Genomic DNA, 12,653 nt, shown 5'->3' on the forward strand with positions numbered 1-12,653 from the left:
GGGTTGGAAGTCGTCATTGACGTCGAGCAACCAGACTAGTCGAGAGCGACCGGTACTGTTGCACGCAGACCTGTGGCCGAGAGGCCGACCCCACTGTGAGGATTGTCCGTTGGACCTGATGAGTTACGTGCAGATCCTGCGACGTCGCTGGCGCACGCTGACTGCCGTGGCCCTCGTCGTCATCGGGCTGTCCGCCCTGTTGACGCTGTTGGCCGGCCCGATGTACACGTCGAGTACGCAGTTTTTCGTCTCGACGGCGGATTCAGCCAACAGCAGTCAACTGGCGCAAGGTGGAACGTTTACCCAGCAGCGCGTCAAGTCCTACAGCGAACTCCTCAAATCACCCAAGTTGCTTGACCCGGTCATAGCCAAGGCGGGAATCGACGCCAAGCCAGGGGCGTTGGCTGACAAAATCGCCGCGACGACGCCCCCCGACACTGTCCTCATCGACGTCACAGTGACCGACTCGAGCGCCGCGACGGCAAAGAACGTCGCCCAGGCGATCGCCGAGGTCTTCCCGGCGGTCGTCGCCGACCTGGAGCGAGTCACCCCCGACGCGCCAAGCCCAGTCAAGGTGACTCTGCTGCGTGAGCCGATCCAGTCCGACTCGCCTGTCAGCCCTCGGCCACTCCGCAACATCGCTCTCGGCATCGTGCTGGGCCTGCTGCTTGGCTTCGGTGCTGCCGTCCTGAAGCAATTCCTCGACACGAAGTTGCGCTCAAAGGAGGACGTCGAAGCCCTCACGGAGAAGGTCGTCCTCGGCGGCATTCCCTTCGACGCCGACGCGGCCAAACACCCCCTGATCATCCAGGCCGACCCGCTCGCCGGCCGAGCGGAGGCTTTCCGCAGCCTGCGCACCAACCTGCAGTTCGTGGATGCGACGAACCATCCACGGGTCATAGTGATTACGTCGTCCATCGCTGGTGAGGGCAAGTCGAGCACGACGGCCAACCTGGCCCTCGCGATGGCCGAGTCGGGAGCCAGTGTCTGTGTTGTCGAGGGTGACCTCCGCCGACCCCGTCTTCTCACGTATCTCGGACTTGAGGGAGCGGTTGGCCTGACCGACGTCCTCATCGGTCGCTACGAGTTGGACGACGTGCTCCAGCCGTTCGGGGCGCACTCGTTGACCGTCCTCGGCGCCGGCGCGTCCCCGCCCAATCCGAGCGAGCTCCTCGGCTCCACTGCGATGCGCACGGTGCTCGACGACCTCAGACATCGATTTGACTACGTCCTCATCGACGGCGCGCCCGTGCTTCCCGTCACCGACTCGACCGTTCTCACCCGCCTGGCTGATGGGGCGATCGTGGTTGCTGGCAGCGGCATCGTGAGCAAGGACCAGTTCGGCCACGCGCTCGAGACCTTCGAGACGGTCAGCGCGACGGTCCTGGGCATTGTCATCAACCGCATCCCGCGTCAGGCCCGCGGCGCCTACGACTATCGCTACGAGTATCGACCCGACGCGCTCCCCGTGGCCGACGGTCGCAGCAGCACCCGCCGTCGTCGTCGCAAGTCCAGTGACGACACGACGCGACCGCGCAAGGACCTCGTCGGCAGCTGAGCGCAACGCTCGGCCAGGTCACACGCGAAAGGGGCGCCCACGGCATACGCCTTTGGCGTGGAATGAACTGTTCAGCCGCGGAGGGCCGTGACCACGGCGGGCAGGGAAGTGGAGATCTCGCGAACCATCTGGTCGAAGACCGCCGACGGCTGGCGATAGGGGTCCACGATCCCGGAGTCCTTGGGCAGCCGTGGAGCGACGACTCCGCGCTTCGCGATGGCGGCGGCCGCGACCTTGGCGACGTGGTTGTCGCCCGGCGCAGCGGCGATCTCCGCGGGAACCACAGCTCCCAGCAGGTCGCCGAGGTCATGAAGGGCGAAGCCATAGCGCAGGGCACGGGGGTGAAGCGGAACGACCTGAGACAAGTGGTCACGCATCGCCGTGATGATGAGGTCAGCATCCGCGACGATCTCGCGGGTGATCTGTCGCGCGGCGTACTCATGGTCGCTTGCTCCGACGGCGACCAGGCGCCTCGCGGACTCGGGATCGATGGGGGCTCCGACGAGGGCGCTCGTTCCGGCACTGGACACGGAAATGCCCGTTCCGGCGAGCTCGTGAGCCAGGACGCGCTCGATGTAGGGCGAGCGGCAGATGTTGCCGGTGCAGACCACAAGGATGTGGCCGTTGAGGGCTTGAGCAGCGACGTCTGGGGCCATGTGTCCACCTTATGTTGGGCTAGTCACTGTGAGTCACTCGATCTCACAACTTCAGGCCCGTGACCTGCCTGTTCTACTGCACAATCGGGTGGTTCGGCAGCACCGTACGTACCACGGACGGGGGAGATGTCCGAATCCGGGCACCGAGGCGACGCGGCCGATCTACGCTCGTCCTATGGGTAACTGGCCGGTACAGGGGATTGTGGTGGTGGGTGCCGGCGGCTTCGGGCGCGAAGTCGCCTCTTTGCTCTTTGAGCTGCGCTCAAGGGGTGTGGGGTTCGGTGACATTGGTGTGGTTGATGACAGACCGTCCATGGCCAATCGAGCACGCCTTCACAGCCTCGGGGTGCCACTTATCGGCACTGTGGACGATCTGGTGCGAAATTGTCGTGAGACGCCCGTCGTGCTCGCAATCGGATCGGCTACTGCACGGCGAGCCATCGCTGATCGCCTAAGCGTCACCGATGCCACTTTCCCCATCTTGGTGCATCCTCAAGCATCGGTGGGCGCGGGAGTCACCTTGGGGGAGGGAAGCGTCATTTGTGCCGGTGCCAGGCTGAGTGCTCAGATTCGCGTCGGACGGCATGTCCATGTTGATCAGAACGCCACTGTCGGCCATGACTGCGACCTGGAGGATTTCGTTCGACTCAACCCACAAAGTTGTGTCTCCGGTGATGTGACCCTTGAAACCGGATCACTCGTTGGGGCCAACGCGACGATTCTCCAAGGGCTCCGCGTCGGGGGGCACACGCTTGTCGGCGCCGGAGCGGTCGTCACCCATGACCTTCCTGCAGGAGTTGTTGCGTCCGGAGTGCCCGCCCGGGTGCACGCCCGGGTGGTGGCTGCTCAGGCCGGGTGAGCACTGGGTAGGCTCGCGCGGTGCGCCTCATCTCAGCCAACGTCAACGGAATTCGCGCTGCGGCTCGTCGAGGTGGACTCGAGTGGCTGGCGATGCAGCACGCCGACGTCATCGCACTGCAGGAGGTCCGGGCGAGCGATGACCAGCTCCGTGACGTGCTGGCGCAGGGCGGTCTGGCGCAGTGGCACGTCAGCTCCGCGCAGGGGCGCACCAAGGGCCATGCAGGTGTCGCCGTGCTCACCCGCCAGCCGCCGCTGCGGGTCAGCAGCGACCTCGGCCCGCAGGAGTTCGCCGATGCGGGGCGTTGGCTCGAGGTCGATGTGCGTGGACCCGAGGGACCCGTCACCGTGATCTCGACCTACGTCCACACGGGCGAGGCCCTCACCCCGAAACAGGACGAGAAGTTTCGTTTCCTCGACGCTGTCGGCTCACGTCTTGCGGACCTTGCCGTGAATGACGGGTATGCCGTCCTCACGGGTGATCTCAACATCTGCCACTCCGCGGACGACCTGAAGAACTGGAAGGGCAACGTCGGCAAGGCCGGGTTCCTCCCGGAGGAGCAGGCGCACCTCGACCGTTGGGTGGGCGCCCTCGCCTACGCCGACGTGCACCGTGCCCTCCACGGTCCGGGCCCCGGTCCCTACACCTGGTGGTCGTGGCGTGGCAAGGCGTTCGACAACGATGCGGGGTGGCGGATCGACTACCACTTCGCGAGCGCGCCCCTCGCGAAACTGGCGACGCGGGCGGACGTCGGCCGCGCGTCGACGTACGCCGAGCGGTGGAGTGACCACGCTCCTCTGACGGTCGACTACGACCTCACGCTGGACTGACCTCAGTCCTTGGCCGCAGGGCCAGCAGCGGTGACGGAGAACGAGATTGGCGCCGTGAGCTTGGCGTTGGCGAACGCGGCAGCGATCGCCGCCGTGACCCGCTCGGCGTCGGCGGCCGGCACCAGCGCGATGGCCGAACCACCGAAACCGCCACCCGTCATTCGGGCACCGAGGGCGCCCTCGGCGAGGGCCGTGTCGACGACGAGATCGAGTTCGGTGCACGACACCTCGTAGTCGTCACGGAGGGACTCGTGCGAGGCGGTGAACAGGCGCCCGACCTCGGCAAGGTCACCCTGTCGCAGTGCTTCGACCACCTCGTCGACCCGGGCGATCTCGGTGACGACGTGTCTGGTGCGTCGACGCAGCACGTCATCGGGAAGCTTGGCGAGGGCCTCGTCGAGGGCCGAGGGATCGACGTCGCGAAGGAACTCGACACCGAGGACGTCGGCGGCCGTCTCGCAGGAGTCGCGACGGGCGCCGTACTGACCGTCTGCGAGCGCGTGGCTCGCGCGGGTGTCCGTGACGAGCAGGGTGAAGTCGTGTGCGGACAGGTCGAACGGCACCTGGGTCGTGGCGCCGTCGCGGCAGTCGAGGCGCAGGGCGTGCTTCTTGGTGGCGTGCATCGAGGCGGCTTGGTCCATGCCACCGGTCGGAGCGCCGGCGATGTCGTTCTCGGCCCGCTGGCAGGCTGCGGCAAGCGCAGAGCGCCCCTCAACGGAACCGAGGAGGTCGAGTCCGAAGAGGTCCGACGCGGCGGCTGCCACGGAGCACTCCAGGGCCGCCGAGCTGGACAGGCCCGCCCCGAGGGGCACCTGGCCGTCGACGACCACGTCAAGCCCGCGCACGGCATACCCGGCCTCCCGCAGGGACCACAGAACACCGGCGACGTAGGCCGTCCAACCCTTGGGCATGTCGGGTGCGACGTCTTGGATGAGCACCTCGACGAACGCGTCGTCCTGGAGGGAGTGGATCCGGAGCAGGTCGTCCTCGCGGGGCGACGCGGCGCAGCGGGTGCGGTGCGGGAGAGCGATGGGGAGCGCGAGGCCACCGTTGTAGTCGGTGTGCTCTCCGATGAGATTGACCCGCCCGGGCGCGGACCACACACCCTCGGGGGCGTGACCGAAGCGGGCAGTGAAGGTCTTCGTGAGGCGCGGCACGCTGCGAGTCTAGGTGGGGCCACCTGACACAATGACGCGCATGTCCGCACCCGACGCACCCACGGCGGCTCCCCGGATCCTCTCCGGGATGCAGCCCACCAGCGACTCACTCCACCTCGGCAACTATCTCGGAGCGCTGGTCCAGTGGGTCAAGCTGCAGGACGAGTTCGACGCCTACTACTTCGTCGCTGACCTGCATGCTCTGACGGTGCCGACCGACCCTGCCGTGCTGCGCGAGCGGACCCGCAAGACGGCCGCCCAGTTCATCGCCGGTGGAGTCGACCCCGAGCGTTCCGCGGTGTTCTGCCAGAGCCACGTCACGGAGCACGCCGAGCTCGGCTGGGTGATGAACTGCCTCACCGCCGATGGTGAGGCGCGGCGCATGACGCAGTTCAAGGACAAGACCGCCAAGGGCCAGAACGCCAATGTGGGCCTGCTGACCTATCCCATGCTCATGGCCGCCGACATCCTCATGTACGACGCGGCGTTCGTGCCCGTCGGTGAGGACCAGCGCCAGCACCTCGAGATCACCCGCGACCTCGCCGGACGCTTCAACACCCGCTTCGGTGAGGCCCTCGTCGTGCCCGAGCCCTACATCGTCAAGGGCGCGGCCAAGATCATGGACCTGCAGGACCCGACGTCGAAGATGAGCAAGACGGGTTCCTCGCCGAAGGGTCTCATCGACCTCATGCAGGAGCCGGCCAAGATCGCCAAGAACATCCGGTCGGCCGTGACCGACACCGACGCGGAGATCCGGTTCGACACCGAAGCCAAGGCTGGCGTCTCCAACCTCCTCGTCATCCACTCGACCCTCTCCGGGCAGTCGATCGAGGACCTGGAGGCGTCGTTCGCGGGTCGGGGCTACGGCGATCTGAAGAAGGAGGTGGCCGACGTCGTCGTCGCTGCGGTCGAGCCGTTCCAGGCGCGCATGGGAGAGCTGCTCGACGATCCCGCCGAGCTCGACCGGATCCTCGCATCCGGTGCCGAGCGTGCGCGTGTCATCGCGCAGGCGACCATGGTTCGCGTGCGTGAGCACGTCGGCCTTCTCCCCGCCGCCCGATAGGGTCGAGCGCATGCCCACCCACGGCGTGGCGATCACGGTTCCCGAACCTCACGGGGCCGCGCTCCAGGAGGCCCGCGACCGCTTCGGCGATCCGCTGGCCCGGTTCATCCCGCCCCACGTGACCCTGTTGCCGCCCACCGAGATCGACGCGCCGTCGCTCCACGACTTCGAGCAGCACCTCGAGGTCGTCGCCGGCACCCACGCACCCTTTGGCATGACGCTGTCGGGGACGGGCACCTTCCGGCCCCTGTCACCGGTCGTCTTCGTCCAGGTGTCCTCGGGCATCTCGCAGTGCGAGCTCCTCGAGACCGCTGTGCGCAACGGCCCCGTGGTGCGGCGCCTCGACTTCAACTACCACCCGCATGTCACGATCGCCCACAACCTCGGCGAGGAGCAGCTCGACGCTGCCTTCGACGGGCTCGTCGACTTCCGCTGCACCTTCGAGGTCACGACCTTCGAGCTGTATCACCAGGACGATGACGGCGTGTGGCGCCCCCTGTCGACGTTCACCCTGGAGGGCTGAGCATGGACCGGGTCAAGAAGCTGTGGGCCGACCTGCAACGGACCCGGCTCTGGGGAGCCTGGAAGCGCTACGGCGACGCGCGGGGCAACCTGCTCGCCGGAGGGGTCACGTACTTCGCTTTCTTCTCGATCTTCCCCGCTGTGGCCCTCGCGTTCACCGTCTTCGGTGTCCTGCTGCAGGGCAACCCGCAGTGGCTCGACGAGATCAAGGACTACCTGAATCAGACTCTGCCCGGCTTCATCCAGGACGGCGGCACCGAGGGGCTCATCCCCCTGACCATTCCCTCCGGTGACACGCTGACCGTCACCGGACTCATCGGTCTGGCGGGACTCCTGTTCGCGGGACTCGGCTGGTTGGGTGCCCTGCGCGACGGCATCCGAACGATTTTCGGGGTGGAGGGGCAGCCGGGGAACTTCGTCACCACCAAGCTGCGGGACCTCGGCGTGCTCGTCATCCTCGGGATGGCGATCGTGGTGTCGGCCGCTGTCACCGGCATCGCCGGGGCCGCAACGTCGTGGGTCGCGGAAGCGATCGGACTGGGCGGTCAGGCGTGGCTGCTCAGCGTCATCGCCTTCGTCGTCGGTGCTGTCCTCGATGGGCTGGTCGTGCTCGTCATGCTGCGCCTCCTGTCCGGAGTGGACGTGCCTCGTCGCGGTCTCATCGGTGGTGCGGTCATCGGCGGTGTCGGCCTCACCCTCCTCAAGGTGCTGGGCGCCACCGTCATCGCCGGCACCACGAGCAACCCTCTCTTCGCGTCGATCGCCCTCGTCGTCGGTCTGCTCGCCTGGCTCAACTTCATGTCCCGCATCGTGCTGCTCGCTGCCGCGTGGAGCGCCAACTCGCTCCCGCTCGAGGCGGGTGCGGAACTCACCGAAGGGCAGCGCACCAAGCTGCTCGAGGGGCCCCAGCCTGCCGAGTCCGTGACGCGACAGGCGCAAGGGGTGACGTCGGAGTCCAACCCGGTGACACGGCATACCGACCGCGTTGTTGCGCCGGCCGCGAGGCGAGCCGAGGACCGGGTCAACCTGGCGTTGGGTGCGGCTCTCGGCGCGTCGACCGCTCTCGGTCTGGGTGCGGCGACCCGACTGCTGCGCCGCGTCACCAGCCGCCGCTGACGCCAGGCCCGATCAGGTCCGGTGTCGCCCGGAGGACGCCGGCCCAGGTCGCTGCCGGCGACGCCTCCCGCGCGTGCCGAGGACCAGGGCGAGCAGGACCGCGCCTCCGACGAGCGGCAGCAAAGAGGGCGTCACGTCGCCGGTCGGTGAGGTGAGGGCGGCCGCCACGTCGGGCTCTCCCGCAGGTTGCGCTGCCGGGGCCTTCGGCTCAGCAGCCGTGGGCGCCTGCGGGACCTCACCGCGGTCGACGAGCCGGCCCACGGGTTTCGCGACGGCGCCGTGGGCGAAGGCCCAGTCGAGCAACGAGGCAGCGGGCCGCCAGCTGCTGCCGGTGCCGTACATCTCCGTGACGATGTAGGTCTTGCCGCCTCGGGTGGCCGCGCCGATGAAGGTGCGGTGCGCGGCCTTGGTGAAGCCGTTCTTGACGCCGATCGTGCCGGGGTAGTTCCACAGAAGCCGGTTGTGGTTGCCGATGGCATAGCTCGACCGACTTCGCGAGGAGCGGGAGGTCGCCGCCGGGAAGGTCGCCGTCTTGGTCGAGGCGAGTTTGAGGTAGGCCGGGTTGGCGATGGCCGCCCGCCCGAACAGAGCGAGGTCGTAGGCACTGCTGTACTGACCCGGGGAGTCGAGACCGCTGGGGTCGGCCACGACGGTGTCGTGCGCGCCGAGCTCGGCCGCGAGCCCGTTGAGCTCCGTGACCGTCTTGGCGAGGCCCCCGTTGAGCTCGGCGAGACCGTAGGCGGCGTCGTTGCCCGACGACATGACGAGAGCCTGGAAGAGCTGCGCCGCCGTGTAGGTCCCGCCGGCGACCATGCCGACCCGGGTGCCCTCGGCGTTCGACTCGAGGGTCGTGGCCGTCCGGACGGCCGTGGGCTTGAGGCGTGGGAGGAGGTGGATGGCGGTGAGGGTCTTGAGGGTGCTTGCCGGCAGGAGGTGGGCGTGCGGGTTCTTCGCAGCGAGGATCTCCCCGGTGTCGGCATCGGCGATGAGCCACGCGACGTCACTCACGTCGGGCGGCGCAGGGACACCGGTCGGGGTGTCGACGATCACCGAGTTCATCTGCGCCAGGCGCGGACCACCGACGCTGAGCTCGGGATCGAGGAGGTCAGGAACACGGGGCAGGGCCGGGCTGGCGCTCACGCTGGGCGCCGGGGTCGGGCTGGTCGGGCTGGGGTTTGGTGTGGCCAGGGCAGGTGACGCAGCCGCCGTCAGGGCAGCCGCGACGAGGGCCGTCGTGGTGACGGCGAGCGCAACGTTGCGCATCGACGCTCCTCTCGGCCGATCCGCCAGGGAAAACGGACCAACCGAACGACCCTACGGGACGACAGGGGTCAGGCGGCGCGGTGGGCGCGGGCAGTGCGCGCAGCCTCGTAGTGCCCGACGAGCTGCTCGGTGAGGCTGTCCCAGGAGCGGCCACGGACGGCTTCCTCGGCGTTCGCGCCCAGGGTCGTGCGCCAGGCCGCGTCACCGACGAGCGCGTCGACGTGGTCGTGCAGCGAGCCGGGGAGGTCGGGGTCGAAGAGCAGACCGGTCCGGCCGTGGTCGACGAGGTCGAGGGGGCCACCGCGCGCCGGAGCGACGACGGGCAACCCGAAGGCGGCGGCCTCCTGGAGGGTCTGGCCGAAGGTCTCGCGGGTGCCGGTGTGCACGAACACGTCGAACGCGGCATACGCGCGGGCAAGGTCGTCACCGGACTGGCGACCGAGGAAGACGGGTGAGCGGTTGGGGCGTCCGGGCATCGATGCCACGGCCTCCGTGAGCTGGGCCCCGATCTGGGCGCGGTTCGGGCCGTCGCCGACGATGACGAGGCGAGTGCCGGGGATCTGCGCGACCTCGGTGAGGCGCCACAGTTCCTTCTCGGGGGCGAGCCGTCCGACGTAGCCGAGCACGACCTCACCGCTGGGGGCCAGCGCCCGACGCAGCTCGAGCGTCCCGGGATCGGTGCGCCAGCGCGGCGAGAACAGGCTCGTGTCGACGCCGCGGGCCCAGAGGTCGGTGCGCGGCACGCCGTGAGATCGCAGTTCCGCGAGCGTGGGGCGCGACGGGGCGAGGGTCAGGTCCGCGTGCGCGTGCATGCGCCGGATCCAGCGCCACGCAGCATTCGCGGCACCAGCACCGAGCCGACCCGGGCCGTGCTGCGCGAGGTAGCTCGGCATGTCGGTCTGGTAGATCGCGACCGCCGCGGTGTTGGTGTGGTCCGCGAGCTGGAGGGCGCGGGCACCGAGCACGAACGGCGAGGCGGCGTGGATGACGTCGGGCCCGAACTCCTCGAGGGTCCTGCGCAAAGCCGGGGTCGGCACCCCGGTCGGGAACTGACGAACGTTGATCGACGGGAGCCCGTGGACCTTGAACCCCTCGAACGTCGCCGGCGCCGGGCCCGGCGCGATGATGAGAGCCTCGTGGCCGAGGGCGCGCAGGGACTGGGCCACGCGGCACACGCTCGTGGTGACGCCGTTGAGCGTGGGGAGGAACGACTCCGTCACCATGGCAACTCGCATGGGTCCACGGTCCCGGGGGCGCATGGTGTCCCGGCAGCCTGCGGAGGTGCGTCAGGTGGCTTCTGGGTGAACGTCAGTCAGTATTCACACCCCGGGCAGCGTGACGAGGAAGACCTCGCCACTGCCCGTGACGGTGACGTCGTGGTCCTGCGCTGACAGGTATGCCGCCCGCACCGGTCCCAGCGTGAGGGTCGCCTTGCGTGACGTGAGGGTGACGTCGCCGTGGAGACAGAAGACGATGCGGGGCGTGCCGTTGCCCGGGATCGGGACCTCGTTCGGAGCGTGGAGCCGCCGCAGGGCGAACCGGTCGGAGTGGCTCGGGAACTGCTGGGTCGCGGGGAGCAGCGGGTCGGGCTCGGCGTGACCAACGCTCCCGTCGGCATCGGGGTCGACGATGCGCAGGAGCTCCGGGACGTTGAGCTCCTTGCCGGTGAGTCCGGCACGAACGACGTTGTCGGAGTTGGCGAGCACCTCGACGCCGAGGCCACTGACATAGGAGTGGAGAACGCCCGCGGGCACGTCGATGTAGTCGCCGGGCTCGAGGACCCGGTGGTACATGAGCAGGAGGACGGCGAGGCCGATGTCGTCGGGGTGGTCCTCGGCGACGCGGGCGATGGCGGCGCACTGGTGGCCCTCGTCGTCGGGGCTGGCCGAGACCCGCACGCAGGCGGCGACGAGTTCGCGTGCAAAGGCGGTGTGCTCGCTCGCGGGCGTCGCGAGGATCGCGTCGAGCAGGGCGTGCGAGGGGTTGGGCTGGTTGACGGCCGCCTCGACGAGGGCGGTCAGCCGGGGGAGGGCCAACCGCTTGGCCAGGGACGCCACCTCGTCGGGGGTGCGCATCCCCACGAAGACGGTGAAGGGAGCGATGGCAATGAGCATCTCGGGCTTGGCCCAGTCGTCGACATAGGTCGCGTCGACGTGGCTCGTCCTGGCATCGCGCTCGCGGACCTCACGGGCCTGCTCGGCGGTCGGGTGCGCCTGGATGGAGATCGCTCGCCCCGGGGCGAGGACCTTGAGGAGGAAGGGCAGCCGGTTCTCGTAGTCGGCGGCGCACTGCTCGCCGAGTTCGCGGGCCGGGTCGGCACGGATGACGTCGGTGAGCGTGGTGGCAACCCCATCGCGGGTGATGCCGCACGGGCCGCTCTCGTGGGCGCCCATCCATAGCTCGGACTCGGGCTCGGCACTCGGGATGTTGCGTCCCTGGAGGCTCGCGATCGACACGTGCGACCCCCAGGCGTCGGTGAAGAGCACCGGCTCCAGCAGATCCATCGGGCCATCGTAGGTGTCGGGGTGGTTAGCCTGACGACCATGTCAGACATTGCCGGGTTCTGGGCCGTCATCCCTGCTGGCGGAGCCGGGACACGTCTCTGGCCGCTCTCGCGTGCCGGCCACCCCAAGTTCCTCCACGACCTCACCGGCTCGGGCCGAAGCCTCCTGCAGCAGACCCTCGACCGCGTGACGCCGTTGGCCGCGGAACGGGTCGTCGTCGTGACCGGGGTTGCCCACGCGGTCGCCGTGCGCGAACAGCTGCCCTCGCTCGGGGCCGAGCAGGTGCTCGCCGAGCCGGCGCCACGCGACTCCATGGCGGCGATCGGCCTGGCCGCCGCGGTCGTGGAGGCCCAGGACCCCGACGCGATCATCGGGTCCTTCGCTGCCGACCACGTGATCCCCGACGCTGCGGCCTTCCAGGCGTGCGTGGCCGAGGCCGTCGAGGTCGCCCGTGACGGACTCGTCGTGACGATCGGGATCGAACCGACCCATCCGTCGACGGGCTTCGGCTACATCCAGATGGGGACGCGGATCTCGGGCGCAGCCACGGCCCGGCGGGTGCGCCAGTTCGTGGAGAAGCCCGATGCCCGCCGCGCCGCCGCCTACCTGTCGACGGGTGAGTTCCGTTGGAACGCAGGGATGTTCGTCGTGCGTGCCGCGTCCCTGCTCGACCTGCTCCACCGTTGGCACCCCGAGCTGGCCGACGGAGTGCGTGCCATCGCGGCAGCCCCGGAGCGTCTCGAGGAGATCTGGCCGACGCTCGAGAAGATCGCCATCGACCACGCCGTCGCCGAACCCGCTTCGGACATCGGTGTGGTCGCTGTGGTGCCCGGTGACTTCGCCTGGGACGACATCGGTGACTTCTCGAGCCTGGCCTCGTTGTTGCCCGAGCCTGATCAGGGGCCACGGATCCTGGGCGACGCCTCGCTGGTCCACTCGGTCGACTCGACCGGGCTGGTGTCGCCACGCGGTGGGCGTCCGATCGCCGTCGTCGGGCTCGAGGACGTCGTCGTCATCGACTCGGGTGACGCGGTGCTCGTGACGACCCGCGAGCGCGCTCAGGACGTCAAGAGGATCGTCGAGCAGCTCAAGGAGTTGGGCCGCACCGACCTCACGTGACGCGCG

General features: G+C 68.9%; 12 protein-coding genes. 7 read left to right on the top strand and 5 right to left on the bottom strand.

Going from position 1 to position 12,653, the window contains the following annotated elements; translation table 11 throughout:
• Window positions 1-118: 118 nt before the first annotated feature.
• Window positions 119-1,558, top strand: coding sequence for a polysaccharide biosynthesis tyrosine autokinase (locus tag JNB_RS17690; RefSeq protein ID WP_009777895.1), 1,440 nt, complete (start codon window positions 119-121; stop codon window positions 1,556-1,558).
• Window positions 1,559-1,629: 71 nt separating this feature from the next.
• On the opposite strand, the gene JNB_RS17695 is transcribed toward JNB_RS17690, so the two are convergent.
• Complete coding sequence (locus tag JNB_RS17695) at window positions 1,630-2,214, bottom strand: low molecular weight phosphatase family protein (RefSeq protein WP_009777896.1); 585 nt, start codon at window positions 2,212-2,214, stop codon at window positions 1,630-1,632.
• A 175-nt stretch (window positions 2,215-2,389) separates the two neighbouring features.
• Between JNB_RS17695 and JNB_RS21055 the strand changes: the two genes are divergently transcribed.
• Together JNB_RS21055 and JNB_RS17700 are read left to right on the top strand one after the other, a co-directional pair.
• Window positions 2,390-3,073 carry an acetyltransferase gene (locus JNB_RS21055; protein ID WP_148232501.1) on the top strand — a complete coding sequence of 228 codons (684 nt, stop codon included), beginning with the start codon at window positions 2,390-2,392 and terminating at the stop codon, window positions 3,071-3,073.
• Between the two features lie 20 nt (window positions 3,074-3,093).
• The gene (locus JNB_RS17700; RefSeq protein WP_009777898.1) at window positions 3,094-3,903 is read left to right on the top strand and encodes an exodeoxyribonuclease III; all 810 of its coding nucleotides are present in this window, start codon (window positions 3,094-3,096) and stop codon (window positions 3,901-3,903) included.
• A 2-nt stretch (window positions 3,904-3,905) separates the two neighbouring features.
• On the opposite strand, the gene galK is transcribed toward JNB_RS17700, so the two are convergent.
• Window positions 3,906-5,060 (bottom strand): galactokinase, encoded by a 1,155-nt coding sequence (gene galK / locus JNB_RS17705; protein ID WP_009777899.1) that lies wholly within the window; start codon window positions 5,058-5,060, stop codon window positions 3,906-3,908.
• Between the two features lie 31 nt (window positions 5,061-5,091).
• On the opposite strand from galK, the gene trpS reads away from it, so the two are divergent.
• From trpS to JNB_RS17720, 3 genes are read left to right on the top strand one after another with little or no spacing between them, the layout of a single operon-like run.
• Window positions 5,092-6,123 carry a tryptophan--tRNA ligase gene (gene trpS / locus JNB_RS17710; RefSeq protein ID WP_009777900.1) on the top strand — a complete coding sequence of 344 codons (1,032 nt, stop codon included), beginning with the start codon at window positions 5,092-5,094 and terminating at the stop codon, window positions 6,121-6,123.
• 10 nt (window positions 6,124-6,133) lie between these two features.
• On the top strand, window positions 6,134-6,646 hold the full coding sequence (locus JNB_RS17715) for a 2'-5' RNA ligase family protein (protein WP_009777901.1): 513 nt from the start codon (window positions 6,134-6,136) through the stop codon (window positions 6,644-6,646).
• Window positions 6,647-6,648: 2 nt separating this feature from the next.
• Entirely contained in the window at window positions 6,649-7,761 is a 1,113-nt protein-coding gene (locus JNB_RS17720; protein WP_009777902.1) for a YihY/virulence factor BrkB family protein, read from the top strand.
• A 12-nt stretch (window positions 7,762-7,773) separates the two neighbouring features.
• Here JNB_RS17720 and JNB_RS17725 read toward each other — a convergent pair whose 3' ends face one another.
• The 3 genes from JNB_RS17725 to manA form a co-directional block, all read right to left on the bottom strand.
• A complete protein-coding gene (locus JNB_RS17725; RefSeq protein ID WP_009777903.1) occupies window positions 7,774-9,024 on the bottom strand; it encodes a D-alanyl-D-alanine carboxypeptidase family protein in 1,251 nt (416 codons plus the stop codon).
• A 68-nt stretch (window positions 9,025-9,092) separates the two neighbouring features.
• On the bottom strand, window positions 9,093-10,259 hold the full coding sequence (locus JNB_RS17730) for a glycosyltransferase family 1 protein (RefSeq protein ID WP_040883962.1): 1,167 nt from the start codon (window positions 10,257-10,259) through the stop codon (window positions 9,093-9,095).
• Between the two features lie 84 nt (window positions 10,260-10,343).
• Window positions 10,344-11,528: a mannose-6-phosphate isomerase, class I gene (gene manA / locus JNB_RS17735; protein ID WP_009777905.1), complete on the bottom strand. Its 1,185-nt coding sequence runs from the start codon at window positions 11,526-11,528 to the stop codon at window positions 10,344-10,346.
• 39 nt (window positions 11,529-11,567) lie between these two features.
• Between manA and JNB_RS17740 the strand changes: the two genes are divergently transcribed.
• A complete protein-coding gene (locus JNB_RS17740) occupies window positions 11,568-12,647 on the top strand; it encodes a mannose-1-phosphate guanylyltransferase (protein ID WP_009777906.1) in 1,080 nt (359 codons plus the stop codon).
• Window positions 12,648-12,653: the final 6 nt, after the last annotated feature.

Origin of the sequence: Janibacter sp. HTCC2649 (assembly GCF_000152705.1) — a bacterium.
Taxonomy (GTDB): Bacteria; Actinomycetota; Actinomycetes; order Actinomycetales; family Dermatophilaceae; genus Knoellia.